The sequence below is a fragment of the Lichenibacterium ramalinae genome, from assembly GCF_004137085.1.
Lineage (GTDB): Bacteria > Pseudomonadota > Alphaproteobacteria > Rhizobiales > Beijerinckiaceae > Lichenihabitans > Lichenihabitans ramalinae.
Genome location: NZ_QYBC01000024.1, coordinates 1 through 21921, shown reverse-complemented (window position 1 = coordinate 21921; position 21921 = coordinate 1). Strand labels below are relative to the sequence as shown.

Here is a 21921-nt window from a genome sequence, read left to right as displayed (position 1 = left end):
GAGGACCCGTCATGCGTTTCCGCAACCTGCCGCTCGGCGCCGTCGCGCTCGCGGTCGCCGCCGCCCTGGCCTACCGGGCCGACCCCACCCTGGTCGACCGGCTGCCCTTCCTCCACGCGGCGGGCGCCACGCCCGCCGCGGCGCAGACCGCCCCGCCGCCCTTCGTCATGCCGGTGCCGGTCGCCCGCGTGGTGAAGCGCACCATCCCGGTGGTGCTCGACTATGCCGCCCGCACCGAGGCGGTGCGGGGCATCGCGCTCCAGGCCAAGGTGTCGGCCTATGTCGTCGAGCAGCGGGTCCCCGACGGCACGGACGTCAAGGCCGGCGACCTGCTCTACCGCCTCGACCCGCGCGACTTCCAGGTCGCCCTCGACCAGGCCAATGCCGCCATCGAGCGCGACCAGGCCTCGCTCGACTACCAGACGGCGAGCTTCAACCGCGGCGACGCCCTGTCGAAGAGCGGTTACCTCGCCAAGGACAGCCTCGACCAGCGCAGCAGCGGCCTGCGGCAGGCCGAGGCCGCGCTGGTCGCCGACCGGGCCGCGCAGCGCGCCGCCCAGCTGAACCTCGCCTATACCGAGATCCGCGCGCCCTTCCCGGGCCGGCTCGGCCGCAACCAGGCCGCCATCGGCACGCTGGCGGGGGCCGGCACCACGGTGCTGAACACGCTGGTGCAGATCGACCCCGTCTACGTCACCTTCAACCCAGGCGAGACGGACCTCGTCGAGCTGCAGAAGGCCCGGCGCGCCGGAACCGTCTCGGTCGACGTGTCGGTGCCGGGCGAGGCCGTGCCGGACCACAAGGGCGAACTCAGCTTCGTCGACAACAGCGTGGACCGTGCCACCGGCACCGTCGTGGCCCGGGCCACCATCGCCAATGCCGACCTCAGCCTGCTCCCGGGCCAATATGTCCGGGTGCGCGTGCACCTGCGCGACCAGCCGGACGCGCTGCTGGTCCCGCAGGTGGCGGTGGGGTCGAGCCAGCTCGGCAAATACGTCATGGTCGCCGGGGAAGGCGACAAGGTCGAGCAGCGTCCCGTGGTGCTGGGCCCGTCCGAAGGCGCGCTCGTGGCGGTGCTGAAGGGGGTCGGCGAGAGCGACCGCGTCATCACCGGCAACCTGCAGAAGATCGGCCCCGGCATGCCGGTCAAGCCGCTGGAGGAGGGCGGTGCGCCGCCGTCCTGAGGCTCTGGGCTCGCTGGGCTCACGCCGTAGCGGCATGAGCCGATCGGAGACGGCGGGCCTGGCCGAGCCTCAGTAGCCCGTCGCCGGACGGCCCGTCGGGCGTCCGTCGAGCACGGCCAGGAGATCGTCGAGGAGGCCCGATGCGCCGAAGCGGAAGGTGGCGGGCTTCGCCCAGCTCGGCCCCATGGCGTCGTCGGCGAGGGCGAGGTAGCGGCCCGCCACCGCCGTCGTGCCGATGCCGCCCGCCGCCTTGAGGCCGATGGGCCGCCCGGCCTCGCGGATGGCCCGCAGCATGGTGGCGACCGCCTCGGGCGTGGCGTTGACCGCCACTTTGCCGGTCGACGTCTTCAGCATGTCGGCGCCCGCCGCGATGGCCCGGCGCGAGGCTTCGGCGATGAGGCCGTCATCGGCCAACACGCCGCTCTCCAGGATGGTCTTGATCAGGGCCGTGGGGCAGGCGGCCCGCACGGCCGCCACGGTGGCGTCCACGGCGCCGCCGTTTCCCGCCATGAGCGCCCGATAGGGGATCACGACGTCGACCTCGTCGGCACCTGCCGCCACGGCGGCCCGGGCTTCCGCCTCGGTCCCGGCGATGGTGCCGTCGCCGGACGGGAAGTTCACCACGGTGGCGATCCGGATCGCAGAGTTCGGGCCGAGGATGCCGCGGGCCTGGGCGACGAACCGCGGCCACAGGCAGACGGCGGCGACCGGCCCGTGCCGTGTCGCGGCACGGGTGCAGAGCGCCTCCACCGCGGCCGCGTCGCAGGCGTCCGACAGGTCCGTGAGGTCGAGGCAGGCCAAGGCCCGGGCCGCGACGGCGCGGTGCAACACCATGTCGTCCACCACCGTGCGGCCCGCCGGCGCCGCGCCATTGCCGTCCGTCATCGCGACCTCCCTCGGGCGCCGTCACGGCGGCCCCAAGGACCTATGTCGACCAAAACCGGCGCCCTGGCCAGTGCGCGGGACGTCCCGCGCACCGGTGTCCCCGTGCGGCCGCCCCGCCGGGCGGCCCTGGATCTCAGCGGGTCGCGGGAGCGGCCTGGACCCGATCGAGCAGCCGCAGGGCCGCGTCGGAGCAGGTTCCCATGGCCTCGTCGTCGGGGCATTTCACGTCGAGCACGAGGTCGCCGCGCTGGAGGTGGATGTGGGCGCCGCGCGGCGGCGGCGGCGGCGGCGGGGGCATCATGGCGCCGGGACCACCCGGGGGCGGCGGGGGCATCATGGCGCCGGGACCGCCCGGGGGCGGCGGGGGCGGCGGCAGCATGGCGGCCGGACCGCGCGGCGGCTGGGGCTGCAGGGCGCCGGGAGCGCCAGGGGTGCCCGGAGCGCCGGGGGCCGGAGCGGCCGCGGGGGCGGCCATCGGGGTGGGGGCGGCGCCCGCGGGTGCGGGACCGGCGGTCTGGGCCAGCGCGGCGCCGGCGAACACGGCGAGCGCGATGCCCGACATCAGGAAGGTTTTCATGGAGATCTCCGGTGGGGCGGCATCGGGTGATGCCGGTCTGGTCGGGGGGGAAGGCCCGGCGGCGTGCCGGGCCGGTCGTCGCGGGCCGCGCCCGTCACGGCGCGCGGCTCGGCCACGGCATCACGGGGAGCCGGGAACGGGGGTCGCCGGGGGCGCGGCGCCGGCCACGGGGCCGGGTGGGCGGCCGGGCAAGGGGCCGAGTGGGGGGCCGGGCGGGGGGCCGGGCGGCCCCACCATGTCGGTCCGGCCATCGGCGTGCTGCACGGCGACGGCATGGATGGAGCCGCGCTCGAAGCGGCCCTGGACGATGACGGTCTCGGAAGGCGCGACGAGCCCGCCGCCCTCGCCCGCACGGCCGGTGTCCACCAGGGCACGACCGCCCTGGTCCTGCACCACGAACTTGTTGCCGAAGATGTCGGCGACCTGGCCCTTGATGGCGACGGCGCTGTCGTCCCGCATGACGGAGATCGGCGCCGGTGCCAGCGCCACCAGGGTCACGCGTCCCCTCTGGGCCAGGGCGGTGGCGCCGGCGCCGATCGCGGCCGCGCCGATCAGGGCGGCGACGAGCGCCAGCGACCTCCGACCGACGGCCGGCCGGCCGGCCCGCATCCCCGGCCAGCGGGATGGTCTCGTGCCACCGGTCGTGGTGGGGTTGGCGTCTTCGGTCATGGCGGCGTTCCCGTCTCGCTTCGGATGCCGTCTTGTACCGGGCTGCCGGGAACCCACGCTGAATCCGCCCGTTCAGCTTCGGTTTAAGGCGGGAGCGTAACCGCAGCGCCGTCCGGAGCCCGTCGCCGCCATGAGAATCCTGCTCGTCGAGGACGACCGCTCGTTGTCGGCCGCCATCGCCCGCCATCTCCGCCAGGAGAATTTCGTCGTCGACGTCGCCGAGAACGGCGAGGACGGCCAGCACCTCGGGGAAACGGAGCGCCTCGACGCCGTCGTGCTCGACCTCGGCCTCCCGCTCAAGGACGGCGCCGCGGTGCTGCGGGCCTGGCGCGCCGCCGGCCTCGGCTTCCCCGTGCTGATCCTGACGGCGCGGGACAACTGGTCCGACAAGGTCGCGGGCTTCAAGGCGGGCGCCGACGACTATCTCGTGAAGCCCTTCCGGGTCGAGGAGCTGGTGCTGCGCGTGCGCGCCATGGTGCGCCGTGCCGCCGGCCACGCTTCGCCGCGCATCGACTGCGGCGCCCTGTCGTTCGACGCCCAGGTCGGGACCTTCGAACTCGACGGCCTGCCGCTGCGCCTCACAGCGCTCGAATGGCGGGTCCTCGCCTGCCTGATGCTGCGGGCCGGCCACGTGGTCGAGCGGCTCGACCTGCTGGAGCGCGTCTACGACGGCGACGCGGACGTCGATTCCAACTCCATGGAGGTCATCATCGCGCGGCTGCGCCGCAAGATCGGGCCGGCCCTCATCAAGACGGTGCGGGGGCGCGGCTATTGTCTCTCGGCGGAGCCGGCCTGATGCCGCCGCATGCGGGACCGGCGCCCGATGATGTCCCGGGCCGGATGCGCCCGGGAGCCCCGGGGCCGCGGCCCTGGCTGCCGGCCTCGCTCGGTGCCCGGCTGTTGCTGGCCGCGACGGCGGTGATCCTGCTCGCCCTCGCCGCGACGGGCGCCGCCATGGAGTTGGCGCTGCGGCGCTTCATCCAGGGCCAGGTGGACGGGCGGCTCGACACCCAGATCATCACCGTCACGGATGCGCTGCGGCCGGCACCGGACGGGGCCTGGGTGCTCGACCGGTCCGTCGACGGCCCGCCTTTCGATCGCCCCGGCTCGGGCTGGTCCTGGGTGGTGCTGGCGCCGGGGCCGGTGCTGGCGTCGCGGTCCCGGCCTCCCCGCGCGGTGGCGGCGGCGGAGGCCGCCCCGCATGGTCCGCCGGGCGCGCCGCTGACGGCCGATGGCAGGGGCCCGGACGATGCCCGGCTGCGCGTCCGGCTGCGGCGGCTCGACCTCGAAGGCCGCGCCGTGACGGTCGCGGCCGCCGCGCCCCTCGAAGCTGTGCTGGGGCCGCTGTGGGACGTCATGATGCCGGTCCTCGGCATCCTGGGCCTGCTCGGCGCCGCGCTGCTGCTCGGCGTGCTGCTGCAGGTTCGCCTCGGCCTGCGCCCGCTCGGGCGGCTGCGCGCCGAGCTCGCCCGGGTGCGGGCGGGCCGGGCCGAGCGGATCGGCGGCCCCCAACCGCGCGAGGTGCGGCCCCTGGTGGCCGAGCTGAACCAGCTTCTCGACGACAACCACGCCAACCTCGAACGCGCCCGACGCAACGTGGCCAACCTGGCTCACGGGCTCAAGACGCCGCTGGCGACGCTGGCGCTGGCGATCGATCGGCCCGGGAGCGTGCCGGACGGGCAGCTGCGCCCGCTCGTCGACCGCATGGATCGGCTGATCCGCCACCACCTCGCCCGCGCCCGGGCGGCCGCCCTGGGGACCCACAGCCGGGCCCGGGTGCCGCTGGCCGAGGCCGTCGCCGGCCACGTGGCGGTCTTCACCAAGCTTTATGCCGACAAACGGCTCGCCGTCGCGGTCGATATCGACCCCGGCCTCGCCGCCGCCGTCGAGGCCCAGGACCTCGACGAGATGCTGGGCAACCTTCTCGACAATGCCAGCAAGTGGGCGACCGGGCGCGTCGCGGTCGCGGCCCGCACGGATGGGCAGCGGCTCCGGCTCGCCGTCGAGGACGATGGGCCCGGCATCCCCGAGGACCGCCAGGCCGACATGCTCAAGCCCGGCCAGCGCATCGACGAGAGCGCCCCCGGCCACGGCTTCGGCCTGCCCATCACCCGCGAGCTGGCGGAACTCTACGGCGGTGCCGTGTCGCTGTCGCGCTCGACTCTCGGGGGGCTCAGGGTCGCGCTGGACCTTCCGGCGGCCGCGTGAGCGCAGACGACGGCGTCAGCGGCAAACCCCACTCAACCCCCGGCGGCGAGCGGGTGGGCCGAGGCCCGTCTCCGCTCGCCCGGTCGCGGCCGGCCGCGTCAGCTGCAGCCCGTAGTGGCGCCGCAGGTCTCGCACTTCAGGCAGGTGCCGTTGCGCACCATGGTGAAGTTGGCGCATTCCGGGCAGGCCTCGCCGACATAGCCCTTCATACGGGCTTCGGCCTTCTTGTCCGCCACCGCCGCCTTGGCCGCCGCGAAGCCCTGCGGCTCGCTCCAGGCGAGAGCCGACAGCTCCGTCGTGGCCTGTTGCTCGGCGTCGCGCTTGAGGGCCGTCGCCCCCTCGACGCCGTAGGCCTTCAGGGGAGCGGCGCCGGAGCGGGCTTCCGGAACGGGAGCCGCGCGGGTGGTGCCGCCGACCAGCATGAACCTGTCGGTCTTCGAGCGGACGAGGCCCTTGGAGACGGGGCTCGCCACCGGGGCGGCCCGGCCTTCGCCGCCGCCCGAGCGACCCTCCGTTTCGCCCGTGCCGAGCACGTCGAAGCCGATGTCGCTCGGCACCACATGGGCGAGGTCCGTGCGGTCGAGGTAGGAGACGGCGAGTTCGCGGAACACGTAGTCGAGGATCGACGTCGCGTTCTTGATGGCGTCGTTGCCCTGGACCGGACCGGCCGGCTCGAACCGGGTGAACGTGAAGGCGTCCACGTATTCGTCCAGCGGCACGCCGTATTGCAGGCCGAGCGAGATCGCGATGGCGAAGTTGTTCATCAGCGACCGGAAGGCGGCGCCCTCCTTGTGCATGTCGACGAAGATCTCGCCGAGCCGCCCATCCGGATATTCGCCGGTGCGCAGGTAGACCTTGTGGCCACCGACCGTGGCCTTCTGCGTGTAACCCTTGCGGCGGGCCGGCAGCTTCTCGCGCTCGCGCTGGCGCTCGATCCGCTCCACCACGCGCTCGACGATCCGTTCCGCCACCTCGGCGGCCCGCGCCGGCATGGTGGCGGCGAGGTGCTCGTCGAGGCCGTCCTCGTCCTCCTCGTCGGCGATGAGCTGCGAGTTCAGCGGCTGCGACAGCTTCGAGCCGTCGCGGTAGAGCGCGTTGGCCTTGAGGCCCAGCCGCCACGACAGCATGTAGGCCTCCTTGCAGCCCTCCACGGTCGCGTCGTTCGGCATGTTGATGGTCTTGGAGATCGCGCCCGAGATGAAGGGCTGCGACGCCGCCATCATGCGGATGTGGCTCTCGACCGACAGGTAGCGCTTGCCGGTGCGCCCGCAGGGGTTGGCGCAATCGAAGACGTGGTAGTGCTCGCGCTTGAGGTGCGGCGCCCCCTCCAGCGTCATGGCTCCGCAGACGTGGATGTTGGCGGCCTCGATGTCGGCCTTGGTGAAGCCCAGGAAGGGCAGGAGCTCGAAGCCCGGCTCCTCCAGCCGGTCGGCCGGCACCTTCAGCACGTCGACCAGGAAGTCCGACCCCAGCGTCCACTTGTTGAAGGCGAACTTGATGTCGAAGGCGGAAACCAGCGCCTTGTCGAGAGCTTCGAGCTTGGCATCGGTGAAGCCCCGGGCCTTGAGGGCCGGCACCGTGACGCCCGGCGCCTGGCGCAGGTTGCCGTGGCCGACGGCATAGACCTCGATCTCGGCGATGTCGCTTTCGCGGTAGCCGAGCGCCCGAAGGGCATCCGGCACGGCGCGGTTCACCACCTTGAAGTAGCCGCCGCCAGCGAGCTTCTTGAACTTGACCAGCGCGAAGTCGGGCTCGATGCCGGTCGTGTCGCAGTCCATCACGAGGCCGATGGTGCCGGTGGGGGCCACGACGGAGACCTGGGCGTTGCGGTAGCCGTGCCGCTCGCCGAGCGAAATCGCGAGGTCCCAGGCGCGGCGGGCGGCATCCACCATGTCGGGATCGGGCGTCGCCGACCGGTCGAGCGCCACCGGGGCGACCGACAGGGCCTCGTAGCCCGAAACCTCGCCATAGGCGGCGCGCCGATGGTTGCGCATCACCCGCAGCATGGATTCCGCATTGGGAGCGTGGCCCGGGAAGGCGCCGCGCTCGCCGGCGATCTCGGCCGAGGTCGCGTAGCACACGCCCGTCATCAGCGCCGAAAGCGCGCCGCAGATCGCTCGCCCGGCATCAGAGTCATAGGCGAGGCCCGACGACATCAGGAAGCCGCCGAGGTTGGCGAAGCCGAGGCCGAGCGTGCGGTAGTCGTAGGACAGGCGCGCGATCTCCTCGGAGGGGAACTGCGCCATCAGCACGGAGGTCTCGAGCACCAGCGTCCAGAGGCGCACCGCGTGCTCGTAGGAGGCCACGTCCAGCGTGCCGGCGCGCGGGCCCTTGAACTGCATCAGGTTCAGCGACGCGAGGTTGCAGGCCGTATCGTCGAGGAACATGTATTCGGAGCAGGGGTTCGAGGCCCTGATCTCGCCCGAAGCCGGGCAGGTGTGCCAATCGTTGATGGTGGTGTGGAACTGCAGGCCGGGGTCGGCCGAGGCCCAGGCGGCATAGCCGATCTTGTCCCACAGCGTGCGGGCCTGAAGCGTCTTGGCGACCTTGCCGTCGGTGCGGCGGATCAGCGACCACGGGCCGTCGGCCTCGACGGCGTGGAGGAACCCGTCCGTGATGCGGACGGAATTGTTGGAATTCTGGCCCGCCACCGTGAGGTAGGCCTCCGAGTCCCAGTCGGCCGTGAACTCGTCGAAGTCGATGGCGGTGTGGCCCTGGCGCGCCAGCTGGATCACGCGCTTGATCATGTTGTCCGAGACCATGACCTTGCGGGCGGCCTTGATCTCGCGCTTCAGCGCGGGGTTCTTCTCGGGCTCGAAGCAATCGTCGCCCGGGCCCTCGCAGTTGACGCAGGCCCGCAGCACGGCCTTGAGGTGGCGGCGCGTCAGGCGCGAGCCCGTGACCAGCGCGGCGACCTTCTCCTCCTCCTTGACCTTCCAGTCGATGTAGCTCTCGACGTCGGGGTGGTCGGCGTCCACCACCACCATCTTGGCGGCGCGGCGCGTGGTGCCGCCCGACTTGATGGCACCGGCGGCGCGATCGCCGATCTTGAGAAAGCTCATCAGGCCCGACGACTTGCCGCCGCCCGACAGCTTCTCCTTCTCGCCCCGCAGGCGCGAGAAGTTGGTGCCGGTGCCCGAGCCGTACTTGAACAGCCGCGCCTCGCGCACCCACAGGTCCATGATGCCGCCCTCGTTGACGAGGTCGTCCTGCACGCCCTGGATGAAGCAGGCGTGGGGCTGCGGATGCTCGTAGGCCGAGGTCGACCGCACCAGTGCCCCGGTGCGGTAGTCGACGTAATGGTGGCCCTGGCCGGGCCCGTCGATGCCGTAGGCCCAGTGGAGGCCGGTGTTGAACCATTGCGGGGAGTTCGGCGCCGCCATCTGGCGGGCCAGCATGAAGCGCAGCTCGTCGTGGAAGGCATGCGCGTCGGCCTCGTCGCCGAAGTAGCCGCCCTTCCAGGCCCAATAGGTCCAGGTGCCGACGAGGCGGTCGAACACCTGCTTGGCCGAGGTCTCGGGGCCGAAGCGCTCCGCCTCGGGCAGGGCGGCGAGGGCCGCCTCGTCGGGCACCGAGCGCCACAGGAACGAGGGAACGTCGTTCTCCTCGACGCGCTTCAGCCGCGCCGGAACGCCGGCCTTGCGGAAATACTTCTGCGCCAGCACGTCGGAGGCGACCTGGCTCCAGGCGGCCGGGACGTCGAAGTTCTCGAGGGCGAAGACGATCGAGCCGTCGGGATTGCGGATCTCGCTCTTCGCCGATCTGAACGGGATCTCGGCATAGGGGGTGCCGACGGCCTTGGTGTAGCGGCGCTCGATCTGCATGGTGATTCTATCCGTTCGCTGCGCGCCGGCGACCCGTGGGGCCCGACCCGGAGGCCGGGGAGCCGAGGTCGGACCCCGTGGTCGCGGCGGGCCCGAGGCCCTGCCGCGCACCGAAGACCGGCAGCCGATCTATCGGCATCTGGGTTACCAATATGGCTACCACGCCGGCCTGAGTCGAATCGCCGGGCGCTACGGCAGCCGGCCGGCCGGCGCGGCGGGCAAAACCATAAGTGACGGCGGAATGGGGCGTTTCCGCAACATCGTCGCAGGCGCGGGCGCAGCGGCAGCCGCGACGCCGGCCGACTTATCAACCGCAAAAACCTTTGGCCGGCTTGTCGCTCCGCCGGGCAGACCCCGTGCCGCGCCCCGGCGGGGGCGCCTCGCCTTTACTCCGCGCGCCCGGCGCCCTATTCCGTCGTCAGCGAACCCGACAGCGAGTTGCCCCTTGTCCTATCCGGCCCCGCCCGAAGAGCGCGTCACATTCAAGACGCGCTTCCTCCGCTTCGCGACCTGGTGGACCGGTGCCACCGTCAACACCCGTTTCTGGACCAGCCGCAACGGCGAGGTCGTCGGCTACGACGAGTTCGGCAACACCTATTACCGCGCCATCGGCGGCCGCATCGATCCCGCGCTCGGGTTCGAGCGGCGCTGGGTCATCTACCGGGGCGAGAGCGAGGGGTCGGCGACGCCGCCCGGATGGTACGGCTGGCTCCACCACCAGACCGACGAGCCCCCGACCCGCTCCGACTACGTGCCGCGGGCCTGGGAGAAGCCCTATCTCCCCAACATGACCGGGACGCCCGCCGCCTATCGCCCGCCGGGCTCCCTGCTGAAGGATGGCACGCGCCCCCGCACCGGCGGCGACTACGACGCCTGGACGCCGGGCTAGGGGCGTCGTCCAGGCATGGTGATGGCGCACCAGCGATCCTGACGCGTCGGGACGAGGATGGCCCGGCCTTCCACCGAAGGCGTGCTGTCCCGGCCGCATGGGTCGGGCCCTCGTATCGCCACAAGCGGGCGCGACAGGAATGCGGCGACCGCGGGGCGTCGCGCTATCGAAAACGGGCGAGCACCTTGGCGGCTTCACGCATCTCCACCATCGGCGGCGCTCTGGTCTCGGCAGGCTTGGTCCCGGCCGGCCTCGCCCTGGTCGCCCTGCTCGTCGCCCCCGCGCCCGCCCGCGCCGACAAGATCAAGAACGGCACCGCCGTCTTCTCCGGCCTGGACAAGATCACCGGCCGCATCATCTCGTTCAAGGCCGCCATGGGGGAGACCGTGCAGTTCGGCTCCCTCCAGGTCACGGCGCGGGCCTGCTACACGCGGCCCGCCAAGGAGGCGCCGCAGACCGACACCTTCGTCGAGATCGACGAAGTTTCGGCCAAGCGCGAGTTCAAGCGTATCTTCTCGGGCTGGATGTTCGCCGCCAGCCCCGGCCTGCACGGGCTCGAACACCCCATCTACGACATCTGGCTCACGGGGTGCGAGCAGCCCGGCGACACCGTGGTGGACCAGCCCCAGACGGCCGAGGCCGACGGCGCCGCCGTGGCCACGGCCCCGGCCGAGGGTTCGCCCCCGGTGCCGGGCGCGGCCGCGCCGGCAGCCGGCACGGTCCCGGCGCCCGGCACGGTCCCGGCACCCGTCGCACCCAGGCCCAGGCCGAAGCGCGCCGCCCGAGCCGTGCCGCGCCCGGAGCCGGCCGATGCGCCGCGCCAGGAGCCGACGCAGCGCTTCTTCCCGGCGAGCCAATATCCGTCCGACCTGCCCCCGCGCGACCCCGCCGGCAACGGCCACTGACGGCCCGGGCCGTCCGGCCCGTCAGCTCAGGATGTCGAGCACGTCGCTCCCCGCCAGGGGCGCCGAGGCCCAGGCTTCGGCCCGGGCGGGCCGCTTCACGGCCTCGGCCAGGCGCTTGCGGTAGCGGGCCCGCGGGATCTCAACGGCACCGAGCGTGGCGAGGTGCGGCGTGACGAACTGCGTGTCGAGGAGCTCGAATCCCCCGGCGCGCAGCCGTGCCGCCAGATGCAGCAGGCACACCTTCGAAGCGTCGGTGTCGCGATGGAACATGGATTCGCCGAAGAAGGCCGCGCCGAGCGCGACGCCGTAGAGGCCGCCCACGAGGGCGCCGTCGCGGTAGGCCTCGACCGTATGGGCGTAGCCGAGGTCGAAGAGGTCACGGTAGAGCCCGCGGATCTGGTCGTTGATCCAGGTCTCGGGCCGGTCCGGGGCGGCGGCGGCACAGCCCTCCAGGACGGCGTCGAAGTCCCGGTCGACCGTCACGACGAAACGGTCCCGCCGCATCGACTTTGCGAGGGAGCGGGACACCACCATGCCGTCGAGGGGGAAGATGCCCCGCAACTCGGGGTCGAGCCAGAACAGGGAAGGGTCGTCGGCGCCCTCCGCCATGGGGAAAAGCCCGATGGAATAGGCGCGGAGCAGGATCTGCGGCGTGATGGCCGGCGGCGGTCTTTGGGGTGACATGTCGCGAAGGTGGCGCGGCCGGAGCCGGCGGGCAAGCGCGGTGGGCGTGCCCGGCTCAGCGCGGAAAGCCGAGCCCCGCGAACAGCGTCGCGGCCTTCACCAGCGGCACGTCGATGAGCATCACGGTGGCCCAGCCCGAGACCGCGATGAAGGGCGCGCTCGACGCCATCCTGCGCCAGGCCCGCATCTCGCGCTCCGACGGGCGCTCGGCGTCCATGGCGCGGGAGAAGAGGGCCGGCACGGTGGCGGGATGCCGAAGAAGGACGGACATGCGAATCTCCTGTCCCGCCACCATAAGGGGCCGCGCCTTGCCGCCGGGTCAAAGGCCGCGTGCAAAAACTGTTGATCTTCGTTCACCCTGGGGGGCATAGCCTGCCGGGACCGGGGATGCGCCGCGCCCCCCGAAGCCGCGCGGCCGAGGTGGGACGGGATCGATGACACAGGGTGGCGGAGGCTCGGCCTCCAGGATGGAGCAGCCCGGTCCGGCGGCGCAGCACGACAAGGTGCTGATCGTCGACTTCGGCTCCCAGGTGACGCAGCTGATCGCGCGGCGCGTGCGCGAAGCCGGGGTCTATTGCGAGATCGTGCCCTTCGACAAGGCGGAGGCGGCCCTGGCCGCACTGAATCCCCGGGCCGTGATCCTGTCGGGCGGCCCGGCGTCCATCACGGACGAAGGCTCGCCCAGGGCCGCGCCCGCCATCTTCGCGTCCCGCCTGCCGGTGCTGGGCATCTGCTACGGCCAGCAGGCCATGGCCCACGCGCTCGGCGGGGTCGTGGAGGGCGGCCACCACCGCGAGTTCGGCCGCGCCGACGTCGAGGTGTCGGCCCGCAGCCCCCTCACCGACGGCCTGTGGGAGCCCGGCGCCCGCCACCCCGTGTGGATGAGCCATGGCGACCGCATCACGGTGCTGCCGGACGGGTTCCACGTCGTCGCAGCCAGCGAGAACGCCCCCTATGCGGTGATCGCCGACGAGGCGCGCCACTACTACGGCCTGATGTTCCACCCCGAGGTCGTGCACACGCCGGACGGCGCCCGGCTGATCGAGAACTTCCTGTTCCGCGTCGCCGGCGTGAAGGCGGACTGGACCATGGCGGCCTTCCGCGAGGAGGCCATCGCCGCCATCCGCGAGCAGGTCGGCTCCGCGAAGGTCGTCTGCGGCCTGTCGGGCGGCGTCGATTCGGCCGTGGCCGCCGTGCTGATCCACGAGGCGATCGGGGACCAGCTGACCTGCGTCTTCGTCGACCACGGCCTGCTGCGCGCCGGCGAGGCCAGCGAGGTCGTGGGTCTGTTCCGCGACCACTACAACATCCCGCTCGTCCACGCCGACGTGTCCGACATGTTCCTGGGCGCCCTCGCCGGCGTCACCGACCCCGAGGCGAAGCGCAAGACGATCGGGCGGCTGTTCATCGACGTCTTCGACGCCGAGGCGAAGAAGCTCGGCGGCGCCGATTTCCTGGCCCAGGGCACGCTGTATCCGGACGTGATCGAGAGCGTGTCGGCCACCGGGGGCCCCGCCGTCACCATCAAGTCGCACCACAACGTCGGCGGCCTGCCCGAGCGCATGAAGATGAAGCTCGTCGAGCCGCTGCGCGCGCTGTTCAAGGACGAGGTCCGGGTGCTCGGCCGCACGCTCGGCCTGCCGCCGGCCTTCGTGGGCCGCCACCCGTTCCCGGGCCCGGGCCTCGCCATCCGCTGCCCCGGCGAGGTGACGCAGGAGAAACTCGACATCCTGCGCAAGGCCGACGCCATCTACCTCGAGGAGATCCGCCGCGCCGGTCTCTACGACACGATCTGGCAGGCCTTCGCGGTGCTGCTGCCGGTGCGCACCGTCGGGGTGATGGGGGACGGACGCACCTACGACCAGGTCTGCGCCCTGCGGGCCGTGACCTCGACCGACGGCATGACGGCGGATTTCTTCCCCTTCGACATGACGTTCCTCGGCCGTACCGCCACCCGCATCATCAACGAGGTCCGCGGCATCAACCGCGTCGTCTACGACGTCACGTCGAAGCCGCCCGGCACGATCGAGTGGGAGTGAGGGGACCGGCCTCCGGGACGGGTCCGGCGCCGGCCCGCCCGCGGCGCGACGGTCCGGTGCCGTGACGCCTCCGGCGACCGGCCCGACCCCGGCGGCCTCCGCCGAGATCCGCGTCGGCGTCGCCGGCTGGTCGGTGCCGGCCGCCATGGCGGATCGCTTTCCGGCATCCGGCAGCCATCTCCAGCGCTATGCGGCGCGGTTCCGCTGCGTCGAGGTCAATTCCAGCTTCTACCGGCCGCACCGCCGCGCCACCTACGCGCGCTGGGCCGCGAGCGTGCCGGAGGACTTCCGCTTCGCCGTCAAGCTGCCCAAGGCCGTCACGCATGAAAGGCGCCTCGTCGGCTGCGCCGACCTCGTGGCGCGATTCGCCGAGGAGGTCGACGGCCTGGGCGCCAGGCGCGGCCCGGTCCTGGTGCAGCTGCCGCCGAGCCTCGCCTTCGACCCGGCGGCGGCCGAGGACTTCCTCACCGCCTTGGCCGCGATCGTCGGCGGATCGGCCGCCTGCGAGCCCCGCCACCCGAGCTGGTTCGGCGCCGAGGCCAAAGCCCTGCTGGTCCGCCACCGCGTGGCCCGCGTCGCCGCCGATCCCGCGCCCGTCCCGGCCGCGGCCCGCCCCGGCGGCTGGGCCGGCCTGGCCTATGCGCGCCTGCACGGGTCACCCACCATGTACTGGTCGGCCTATGGCGCCGCGGCCGTGGCGGGCCATGCCCGGGCGGCCGCGGCGGCGGCCGAGGCCGGGGCCGAGACCTGGGTGGTCTATGACAATACGGCGGCGGGCGCCGCGCCCGACGATGCGCTGGCCCTGATGGAGCGCGTGGCGGCCCTCAGCGACGGCCACGGCGACGCCGCCACCGGCGCAGCCCCAGGCCGATGAGCAGCGCGGCACCGGCGAGGCCCGCCAGCGTCGCCGCCGACGGACCCGAGCCCGTGCCGCGGAGGTCCGCGAGCGAGGCCGCCAGCCGTTCCGCCGCCCTGTCCTCGAAGGGCTGCCCGTGGCTCATGACGACGCGCCGGGGCTGCAGCGACACGAGCCGGTCGGCGGCCCGCGCCACGGCGCGCCCGTTCAGCTTCAGCAGCGCGCGCAGGTAGATCGGCGCCTTGCCGTTCGGCGCCAGGATGCCGGCGAGCCCGCCGAACCCGCGCGCCAGGGGCGGCATGCCCTCGCCCGGGACGTTGAGGACGAGGTCGGCGACGAGCAGCGTTCGGCTCGCCCTGTGGAACATGGCGACCTCGGCGAAGGGCCCCGACCTGACCAGGACCTGCTCGATCGCGTCGCGCCAAGCCTCCGGCGCCACCGGCCCGAGGTCATGGTCGACCCGCAGGCCCGCCGCCCGCACCTGGGCGCGGTCCCGCAGGCCGGGTGCGCCCCACACGACGGCGTCGGCACAGGCACGCTGCCAATCGGGCAGGAACATCCAATGGGCGACGTTCGGCGCCACGAGGTGGCGGATCGGTCCCCGGGCCTCGACCGCGCGCTTCAACGCCGGCGTGAAGCGCGTCGGCGAATAGAGGAGCAGGCCGCCGTCGGGGAGGCGGATGACCACCATGCGAAGGGGCAGGGGCAGGATGCCGCCGGCCCGGATGGGTTCGGCCTCGACGGTCCACAGGCCGTCGTCGACGGGCGTGAGGCCTTCGGGCAGGGCATCGGGCAAGGGATCGGCGTGTCCGGTCATGGGCGTCTCCGCGGCGACCGCGCGGGCGGCGCGGCCCAGGGAACGACGCGCGGGACGCGACGCGGGTTGCGGCGCGCGCCCACCCGGCTTCGCTTTCGCGGTGTCAGGCGGGAACCGTCGGCGCCTCGGGCGCGAGGCCCAGCCACCTCGCCATGGCGTCCAGCTCCGCCTGCAGCGCGTCCGGGGCCTCGGGCGGCGGGTCCGGCTCCCAATGCACGGCCTTGACGAGCAGACGCCCGGCGGCGCGGTCGGCCTTGAGGTCCACCCGTGCCACGAGCCGGTCGCCGAACAGGAACGGCAGCACGTAATAGCCGTGCTGGCGCTTCTCCGCCGGCACGTAGATCTCGATCCGGTAGCGGAACCCGAACAGGCGCTCGGTGCGGGCCCGCTCCCAGATCAGCGGATCGAAGGGCGCCAGCAGCGCCCGGGCCGCGACCCGCCGCGGCACCCGCGCCTCGGCGTGGAGGTAGCCCGGCTTCTGCCAGCCCTCGACCGCGACGGCCCGAAGCATGCCCTCGTCGACCAGCGCCGCGATGGCGCCGCGCGCGTCCTCGGGCCCGAGCCGGAAATAGTCGCGCAGGTCGCCGGCCGTCGCCACGCCGAGCGCCCGCGCCGACAGCGCGATCAGCGCCCGGTGCGCCTCGGCCTCGCCGGGCGTCGGCAGGGCGAGCAGGGCAGGGGGCAGCACGCGCTCCGGCAGGTCGTAGACGCGCTCGAAGGTGCCGCGGCGCGTCGCCGTGGTGAGGTGGCCGGCCCAGAACAGCCATTCGAGGGCACCCTTGGTCTCGCCCCAGCCCCACCAGCCGCCCTTGCCCTTGCCCGCGTCGAAGTCGCCCGCCGACAAGGCGCCCTCGGCGCGGATCCGCTGCAGCACCGCCAGGGCGACGGGCCGCGCCTCGCCGGCGAAATGCCGGAGCCCGCCGTAGCAGCCGATCCCCCGGTCGGCCCGCGCCATGCGCCAGCGGAGCAGGGGGTGCAGGCCGAGCGGCAGCAGCGAACACTCGTGCGCCCAATATTCGAACAGCTTGCGCCCGCGCGACGGTCCCCAGGCCACCGCGTCGATGAGCCCGCGGTCGTAGGGGCCGAGCCGCGAGAAGGCCGGCAGGTAATGCGCCCGCACCAGCACGTTGACGCTGTCGACCTGGTGGAGGTGCAGCCGCGCCAGCGTCCCGGCCAGCGCCCTTGGCGTGGCGCCGCCCTCTGGCCGCGCGCGGTCGAAGCCCTGTGCCGCCAGCGCGATCCGGCGCGCCTCCCGGGCCGACAGCGAGTCCATGGCGGGAGTCCTACTTGGTCCCGAACATCCGGTCGCCGGCGTCGCCGAGCCCCGGCACGATGTAGCCGTGCTCGTTCAGCCGCTCGTCCACCGAGGCCGTCCAGATGGACACGTCCGGGTGGGACGCCCGGAGCTTCGCCACGCCCTCCGGGGCCGCCAGCAGGCACACGAAGCGGATCTCGCGCGCGCCGCGCTGCTTCAGGAGGTCGATGGCGGCGATGGCGGAATTGGCCGTGGCCAGCATGGGATCCATGACGATGGTCAGCCGGTCGGCGATGTCGACCGGCGCCTTGAAGTAATATTCCACCGCCTGCAGCGTTTCGGGGTCCCGGTAGAGCCCGATATGGGCGACGCGGGCCGAGGGCACGAGGTCGAGCATGCCGTCGAGGAAGCCGACGCCGGCCCGCAGGATGGGGGCGAAGACGAGCTTCTTGCCCGAGATGCGCGGCGCCATCATGGGCTGCAGCGGCGTGCGGATCTCCACCAGCTCGACCGGCAGGTCGCGCGTGACCTCGTAGCACAGCAGCATGCCGATCTCGTTGAGGAGCTGGCGGAACCCCTTGGTGGATCGTTCTTCCTCGCGCATCAGCGTCAGCTTGTGCTGCACTAGCGGGTGAGCGACGATCGTGACGTTGTCCATGGCGGCCCCCGGCGGCGCGTCGGTCCGCGCCCTGGCGTTCCGCCTAACATGCCGGACGGGCCCCGGAAACGCCCGTCGGGCGCGGCGCCGACGGCGAGCGGCGGCGGACCGCCGATTAAAGACTTGGACATGTTCCAAGCTGCGATGCCGCACCCCCGAACCTGGGCGGCATGCCGCTGCGTTGAGCAGGGGAGCCGGGCCGCCGTCACGCGGTCTCGCCGGATCCGCCGTCACGCGGAAAGAGGATTCCCATGGACGACACGACAGGGCCCTTTCGGGTCTCCCGCCGCACCGTGCTGGAAGGCACGGCGGCCCTCGCCGTTCTCGGCAGCGTCGCGCCCGAGGCGGCGCGGGCCGCCACGCCCGCGGCTCCCGGACGGGATGCGAGTTCTTCCGTGCGAGTGCCGGTGACGCTGAACGTCAACGGCCTCGACCACGCGCTTGAACTCGACCCCCGCACCACGCTGCTCGACGCTCTGCGGGAACACATCGGCCTGACCGGGTCGAAGAAGGGATGCGACCACGGCCAGTGCGGGGCCTGCACGGTTCTGGTGGACGGCCGCCGCATCAATTCCTGCCTGTCGCTCGCCGCCATGCACGAGGGGGACCGGGTGCAGACCATCGAGGGCTTCGCCGAGGGCGCGGCGCTCCACCCCATCCAGGCCGCCTTCGTCCACCACGACGGCTTCCAGTGCGGTTATTGCACGCCCGGGCAGATCTGTTCCTCAATCGGCATGCTGGCCGAAGCCAAGGCCGGCATGCCCAGCGTCGTGACGGCCGACCTGTCCGGGGCACCGCGGCTGTCGGACGTCGAGATCCGCGAGCGCATGAGCGGCAACATTTGCCGCTGCGCCGCCTATCCCAACATCGTGGCGGCCATCAAGGATGGCGGGGGCGTCGGCCCCGACGGGGAGATCGCGCTGTGAAGGAGTTCACCTTCGAGCGGGCGGCGACGCCCCAGGCCGCCGTCGCGGCGGTGGCCGGCAAGGCCGGCGCCAAGTTCATCGGCGGCGGCACCAACCTGCTCGACCTCGCCAAGCTGGAGGTCGAGACGCCGTCGCACATCGTCGACGTCAACCGCCTCGGCCTCGACCGCATCGAGGCGACAGCGGAGGGCGGGCTGCGCATCGGTGCATCGGTGCGCAACAGCGACCTCGCCGCCGACATGCGGGTGCGCCGGGACTATGCCGTCCTGAGCCGTGCGCTGCTGTCCGGAGCCACCGGCCAGCTTCGCAACAAGGCCACCACGGCCGGCAACCTGCTGCAGCGGACGCGCTGCTATTATTTCTACGACACGTCCAAACCCTGCAACAAGCGCGAGCCGGGCTCCGGCTGTTCGGCGATCGGCGGGTTCAACCGCATCCACGCCATCGTGGGGGCGAGCGACCGCTGCATCGCCACCAACCCGTCCGACATGTGCGTGGCGCTGCGGGCGCTCGACGCCGAGGTCGAGACGCTGACGCCCGCCGGCACCGCCCGCACCATCCCGATCGCCGACTTCCATCGGCTGCCGGGCTCCTCGCCCGAGGTCGAGACCGTGCTGCAGCCCGGCGAGCTCGTCACCGGCGTGACGCTGCCGAAGCCTGTCGTCGGCACGCATGTCTACCGCAAGGTGCGGGACCGCGCCTCCTACGCTTTCGCCCTGGTGTCGGTCGCGGCCGTGATCCAGGCGAAGGCCGGCAGGATCGCCTCGGCACGGCTGGCCTTCGGCGGCCTCGCCCACAAGCCCTGGCGCGTCCCCGAGGCCGAGCGGGCCCTCGTCGAGGGCGGCCCGGATGCGGTCGACGCCGCCGCCGATGCCGTGCTGCTCGGTGCCCGCGGCTTCGGCTCCAACGACTTCAAGATCCCGCTGACGCGCCGCACGCTGCGGGCCGTCGTCGCCGACGTCACCAAGGCGTGAGGAGCCTTTCATGGACATGACGCACCCCGTCGGGACCACGCCGCTCGACACGATCACGGACGGCATCGTCGGCAAGCCGCTCGACCGTGTCGACGGCCCGTCCAAGGTCACCGGCACCGCCACCTACGCCTACGAGTACCGGGAGCCGGAGAACATCGCCTACGGCTACCTCGTGCCGGCTTCCATCGCCCGGGGCCGCATCGCTACGCTCGACACCGCGGCAGCCGAAGCCATGCCGGGCGTGGTGGCGGTGTTGACCTACCGCAACGCCCCGAAGCAGGGCTCGGCGAGCCAGCAGGTCGAGCCGCAGCTGGCATCGGACCGCATCGACCACTACGGCCAGGCGGTGGCCTGCGTGGTGGCGGACAGCTTCGAGCAGGCGCGGGCCGCCGCCTATGCGGTCGCGGTCGGCTATGCGCCCGACCCCGTCAATGCCGCGTTGGACGCCAACCTCGACCGGGCCGTGAAGCCCAAGGACCGGGGCACGTCGCCGGCCGATACGTCGGTCGGCGACGCCGATGCCGCCTTCGCGTCGGCGCCCGTCAAGGTGGAAGTGCAGTACACGACCCCGCTGCAGACCCATGCCATGATGGAACCGCATGCCACACTGGCCTATTGGCGGCGCGGCCAGCTGATCCTGTTCACCGCCAACCAGATGCCGAACCGCGGTCAGGCGATCCTGGCGTCGGTCCTCAACATGAACAAGGACAACATCCGCATCGTCAGCCGCTACGTCGGCGGTGGCTTCGGCGCCAAGTTGACGCCGCACCCCGACGCCGTGCTGGCGGCGCTGGCGTCCAAGGTGGTGGATCGGCCCGTCAAGCTGGCCCTCACCCGCCAGCAGGTGTTCCACTCGACCTTCCATCGGTCGGACACGGTGCAGCGGATCCGCCTCGGCGCGACCCGTGACGGCCGGCTGGTGTCGGTGGCGCATCGCTCCTGGTCGGGCAACCAGGTCGGCGAGCAGAACTTCGAGGCGGCCGCCGAGGTGACGCGCTCGCTCTACGCCACCCCCAATATCCTGACGCAGCATCGCCTGGCAGAACTCGACATTCCCACGGCCTCCGCCATGCGCGCCCCGGGCGAAGCCGTCGGCATGCTGGCGATCGAATGCGCCATGGACGAATTGGCCGAGGCGCTGAAGCTCGACCCGGTGGAGTTGCGCATCCGCAACGACGCCAGCCAGGACCCCACCAAGCTGATCCCCTATTCGACGCGCGCCATGGTGCCGTGCCTGCGCCACGGCGCCGAGATGTTCGGCTGGGACAAGCGCGTCGCCACGCCGGGCGGCGTGCGGGACGGTCAGTGGACCGTGGGCCTCGGGGTCGCGGCCGCGAGCCGCGGCAACCCGCTGCAGCCCGCAAAGGCCTGGGTGCGCATCGGGCCGGACGGAATCGCGACGACGCGGGCCGCCATGACGGACATCGGGACGGGCTCCTACACCATCCTGACCCAGATCGCCTCCGAACTCCTGGGGCTGCCGCCCGAGATGGTGCGGACGGAACTCGGCGACACGGACTTCCCGATGTCGTCGGGCTCCGGTGGCTCCTTCGGGGCGGGCAGTGCCGGATCGGCGCTCTACGACGCCTGCCTGGTGATGCGCCGCAAGCTGCTGGCGGCGGCCGGCATGTCGGATGGCGCGACCTTCCGGGACGGCCGCATCACCGAGGGCAACCGCTCCGTCACCCTGGCGAGCCTCGCCGGCCCGTCCGGGATCGAGGCCGACGGCGGCATCGAGCCCGGCACCATGCACAAGCTTTATTCGCAGCAGAGCTACGGGGCCCATTTCGCCGAGGTCGGCGTCGACATGGATACCGGGGAGATCCGGCTGCGCCGCATGCTCGGCGTCTTCACGGCCGGTCGCATCCTCAATGCCAAGACGGCCCGCTCGCAGGCGATCGGCGGCATGATCTTCGGAGTCGGGGCGGCGCTGACGGAGGCCGTGGCGCTCGACCCGCGCTTCGGCATGTTCGTCAACCACAACCTCGCCGAGTACCACGTGCCCGTCCACGCCGACATCCCGGCCATCGATGCCGTCTTTCTGCCGGAACTCGACGACAAGTCGAACCCGTTGAAGAGCAAGGGCATCGGAGAACTCGGCATCTGCGGGGCAGGGGCCGCGGTCGCCAACGCCGTCTACAACGCGACCGGCGTGCGCATCCGCGACTACCCTCTGACGCTCGACAAGGTGTTGGCGGGCTTCGAGGCGCGCGACCGTCCCGAGCGCCGCAGCGCCGTCCCGGCGGCCACGCAAGGCGGCTGATCGCACTTCCCCTTCTCCCGTCTGCCGCGACAACCCGGCCCCGTCGTGCGCTGCCCTTCTCCCGCCTGCGGGAAAAGGTGGCCCCGCGCAGCGGGGTCGGATGAGGGGACGGGGGCCGCCCCGGCGGGCTGCCGCCTCGGCCCGGGGCAGGGCAGGGGGAGAGTCCCGTCATTCCCTTGCCCCCTGGCCGCCGAGTCCGGCCCGCCCGCGGCAACTCCGAACGCTGCCGCTGATTTTTGCACTTTTGTGAATTTCGGCGTTGACGGGCTTGGTTGGTGGGTTCTATAAACCGCTCATCGACGGCGGCG

The 21921-nt window shown here is 72.6% G+C and carries 19 protein-coding genes; 10 read left to right on the top strand and 9 right to left on the bottom strand.

Going from position 1 to position 21921, the window contains the following annotated elements:
- Positions 1-11 precede the first annotated feature (11 nt).
- On the top strand, positions 12-1184 hold the full coding sequence (locus D3272_RS22885) for an efflux RND transporter periplasmic adaptor subunit (protein WP_129221533.1): 1173 nt from the start codon (positions 12-14) through the stop codon (positions 1182-1184).
- 69 nt (positions 1185-1253) lie between these two features.
- Here D3272_RS22885 and deoC read toward each other — a convergent pair whose 3' ends face one another.
- The 3 genes from deoC to D3272_RS22870 all read right to left on the bottom strand — a co-directional run bounded on the left by deoC (position 1254) and on the right by D3272_RS22870 (position 3315).
- Positions 1254-2018 (bottom strand): deoxyribose-phosphate aldolase, encoded by a 765-nt coding sequence (deoC, locus tag D3272_RS22880; protein ID WP_129221594.1) that lies wholly within the window; start codon positions 2016-2018, stop codon positions 1254-1256.
- 184 nt (positions 2019-2202) lie between these two features.
- Positions 2203-2646, bottom strand: coding sequence for a hypothetical protein (locus D3272_RS22875; RefSeq protein ID WP_129221532.1), 444 nt, complete (start codon positions 2644-2646; stop codon positions 2203-2205).
- A 120-nt stretch (positions 2647-2766) separates the two neighbouring features.
- The gene (locus D3272_RS22870; RefSeq protein WP_129221531.1) at positions 2767-3315 is read right to left on the bottom strand and encodes a hypothetical protein; all 549 of its coding nucleotides are present in this window, start codon (positions 3313-3315) and stop codon (positions 2767-2769) included.
- A 130-nt stretch (positions 3316-3445) separates the two neighbouring features.
- On the opposite strand from D3272_RS22870, the gene D3272_RS22865 reads away from it, so the two are divergent.
- Entirely contained in the window at positions 3446-4111 is a 666-nt protein-coding gene (locus D3272_RS22865) for a response regulator (RefSeq protein ID WP_129221530.1), read from the top strand.
- A gap of 44 nt (positions 4112-4155) precedes the next feature.
- Positions 4156-5523, top strand: coding sequence for a sensor histidine kinase (locus tag D3272_RS22860; protein ID WP_129221529.1), 1368 nt, complete (start codon positions 4156-4158; stop codon positions 5521-5523).
- Between the two features lie 98 nt (positions 5524-5621).
- Here the strand turns inward: D3272_RS22860 and D3272_RS22855 are convergent, their stop codons facing one another.
- Positions 5622-9347 (bottom strand): vitamin B12-dependent ribonucleotide reductase, encoded by a 3726-nt coding sequence (locus tag D3272_RS22855; RefSeq protein WP_129221528.1) that lies wholly within the window; start codon positions 9345-9347, stop codon positions 5622-5624.
- A 445-nt stretch (positions 9348-9792) separates the two neighbouring features.
- On the opposite strand from D3272_RS22855, the gene D3272_RS22850 reads away from it, so the two are divergent.
- Entirely contained in the window at positions 9793-10236 is a 444-nt protein-coding gene (locus D3272_RS22850; RefSeq protein WP_245496738.1) for an NADH:ubiquinone oxidoreductase subunit NDUFA12, read from the top strand.
- A gap of 185 nt (positions 10237-10421) precedes the next feature.
- Entirely contained in the window at positions 10422-11141 is a 720-nt protein-coding gene (locus D3272_RS22845; RefSeq protein WP_428978013.1) for a DUF2155 domain-containing protein, read from the top strand.
- Between the two features lie 21 nt (positions 11142-11162).
- Here the strand turns inward: D3272_RS22845 and aat are convergent, their stop codons facing one another.
- Both aat and D3272_RS22835 read right to left on the bottom strand, forming a co-directional pair.
- Positions 11163-11825, bottom strand: coding sequence for a leucyl/phenylalanyl-tRNA--protein transferase (gene aat, locus D3272_RS22840; protein ID WP_129221526.1), 663 nt, complete (start codon positions 11823-11825; stop codon positions 11163-11165).
- A gap of 55 nt (positions 11826-11880) precedes the next feature.
- Positions 11881-12096: a hypothetical protein gene (locus D3272_RS22835; RefSeq protein WP_129221525.1), complete on the bottom strand. Its 216-nt coding sequence runs from the start codon at positions 12094-12096 to the stop codon at positions 11881-11883.
- A gap of 196 nt (positions 12097-12292) precedes the next feature.
- Here D3272_RS22835 and guaA point away from each other — a divergent pair, with 196 nt between their 5' ends.
- Positions 12293-13864: a glutamine-hydrolyzing GMP synthase gene (gene guaA / locus D3272_RS22830; RefSeq protein WP_129221592.1), complete on the top strand. Its 1572-nt coding sequence runs from the start codon at positions 12293-12295 to the stop codon at positions 13862-13864.
- A 61-nt stretch (positions 13865-13925) separates the two neighbouring features.
- Positions 13926-14738 (top strand): DUF72 domain-containing protein, encoded by an 813-nt coding sequence (locus tag D3272_RS22825; RefSeq protein WP_245496737.1) that lies wholly within the window; start codon positions 13926-13928, stop codon positions 14736-14738.
- On the opposite strand, the gene D3272_RS22820 is transcribed toward D3272_RS22825, so the two are convergent.
- The 3 genes from D3272_RS22820 to upp form a co-directional block, all read right to left on the bottom strand.
- Complete coding sequence (locus tag D3272_RS22820) at positions 14689-15537, bottom strand: DUF4336 domain-containing protein (protein ID WP_129221524.1); 849 nt, start codon at positions 15535-15537, stop codon at positions 14689-14691. The genes D3272_RS22825 and D3272_RS22820 overlap by 50 nt on opposite strands.
- Before the next feature lie 103 nt (positions 15538-15640).
- Positions 15641-16810, bottom strand: coding sequence for a winged helix-turn-helix domain-containing protein (locus tag D3272_RS22815; protein WP_129221523.1), 1170 nt, complete (start codon positions 16808-16810; stop codon positions 15641-15643).
- A 10-nt stretch (positions 16811-16820) separates the two neighbouring features.
- The gene (gene upp, locus D3272_RS22810; protein ID WP_129221522.1) at positions 16821-17450 is read right to left on the bottom strand and encodes a uracil phosphoribosyltransferase; all 630 of its coding nucleotides are present in this window, start codon (positions 17448-17450) and stop codon (positions 16821-16823) included.
- Between the two features lie 251 nt (positions 17451-17701).
- Between upp and D3272_RS28120 the strand changes: the two genes are divergently transcribed.
- Genes D3272_RS28120 through D3272_RS22795 form a run of 3 tightly spaced genes read left to right on the top strand, consistent with a single transcriptional unit; the run spans position 17702 to position 21613 of the window.
- Positions 17702-18376 carry a 2Fe-2S iron-sulfur cluster-binding protein gene (locus D3272_RS28120; RefSeq protein WP_129221521.1) on the top strand — a complete coding sequence of 225 codons (675 nt, stop codon included), beginning with the start codon at positions 17702-17704 and terminating at the stop codon, positions 18374-18376.
- Positions 18373-19350, top strand: coding sequence for an FAD binding domain-containing protein (locus D3272_RS22800; protein WP_129221520.1), 978 nt, complete (start codon positions 18373-18375; stop codon positions 19348-19350). Before D3272_RS28120 ends, D3272_RS22800 begins: the two co-directional genes overlap by 4 nt.
- 10 nt (positions 19351-19360) lie before the next feature.
- Positions 19361-21613 (top strand): xanthine dehydrogenase family protein molybdopterin-binding subunit, encoded by a 2253-nt coding sequence (locus tag D3272_RS22795; protein ID WP_129221519.1) that lies wholly within the window; start codon positions 19361-19363, stop codon positions 21611-21613.
- Positions 21614-21921 lie beyond the last annotated feature (308 nt).

What these genes read in the sequence shown, in the direction of transcription:
- deoC (WP_129221594.1), bottom strand. Translation starts at nt 2,018, where the DNA reads ATGGTGTTGCACCGCGCCGTCGCGGCCCGGGCCTTGGCCTGCCTCGAC.
- D3272_RS22795 (WP_129221519.1), top strand. Translation starts at nt 19,361, where the DNA reads ATGGACATGACGCACCCCGTCGGGACCACGCCGCTCGACACGATCACG.
- D3272_RS22860 (WP_129221529.1), top strand. Translation starts at nt 4,156, where the DNA reads ATGCGCCCGGGAGCCCCGGGGCCGCGGCCCTGGCTGCCGGCCTCGCTC.
- D3272_RS22870 (WP_129221531.1), bottom strand. Translation starts at nt 3,315, where the DNA reads ATGACCGAAGACGCCAACCCCACCACGACCGGTGGCACGAGACCATCC.
- guaA (WP_129221592.1), top strand. Translation starts at nt 12,293, where the DNA reads ATGGAGCAGCCCGGTCCGGCGGCGCAGCACGACAAGGTGCTGATCGTC.
- D3272_RS22820 (WP_129221524.1), bottom strand. Translation starts at nt 15,537, where the DNA reads ATGACCGGACACGCCGATCCCTTGCCCGATGCCCTGCCCGAAGGCCTC.
- D3272_RS28120 (WP_129221521.1), top strand. Translation starts at nt 17,702, where the DNA reads ATGGACGACACGACAGGGCCCTTTCGGGTCTCCCGCCGCACCGTGCTG.
- D3272_RS22855 (WP_129221528.1), bottom strand. Translation starts at nt 9,347, where the DNA reads ATGCAGATCGAGCGCCGCTACACCAAGGCCGTCGGCACCCCCTATGCC.
- D3272_RS22875 (WP_129221532.1), bottom strand. Translation starts at nt 2,646, where the DNA reads ATGAAAACCTTCCTGATGTCGGGCATCGCGCTCGCCGTGTTCGCCGGC.
- D3272_RS22815 (WP_129221523.1), bottom strand. Translation starts at nt 16,810, where the DNA reads ATGGACTCGCTGTCGGCCCGGGAGGCGCGCCGGATCGCGCTGGCGGCA.
- aat (WP_129221526.1), bottom strand. Translation starts at nt 11,825, where the DNA reads ATGTCACCCCAAAGACCGCCGCCGGCCATCACGCCGCAGATCCTGCTC.
- upp (WP_129221522.1), bottom strand. Translation starts at nt 17,450, where the DNA reads ATGGACAACGTCACGATCGTCGCTCACCCGCTAGTGCAGCACAAGCTG.
- D3272_RS22885 (WP_129221533.1), top strand. Translation starts at nt 12, where the DNA reads ATGCGTTTCCGCAACCTGCCGCTCGGCGCCGTCGCGCTCGCGGTCGCC.
- D3272_RS22835 (WP_129221525.1), bottom strand. Translation starts at nt 12,096, where the DNA reads ATGTCCGTCCTTCTTCGGCATCCCGCCACCGTGCCGGCCCTCTTCTCC.
- D3272_RS22865 (WP_129221530.1), top strand. Translation starts at nt 3,446, where the DNA reads ATGAGAATCCTGCTCGTCGAGGACGACCGCTCGTTGTCGGCCGCCATC.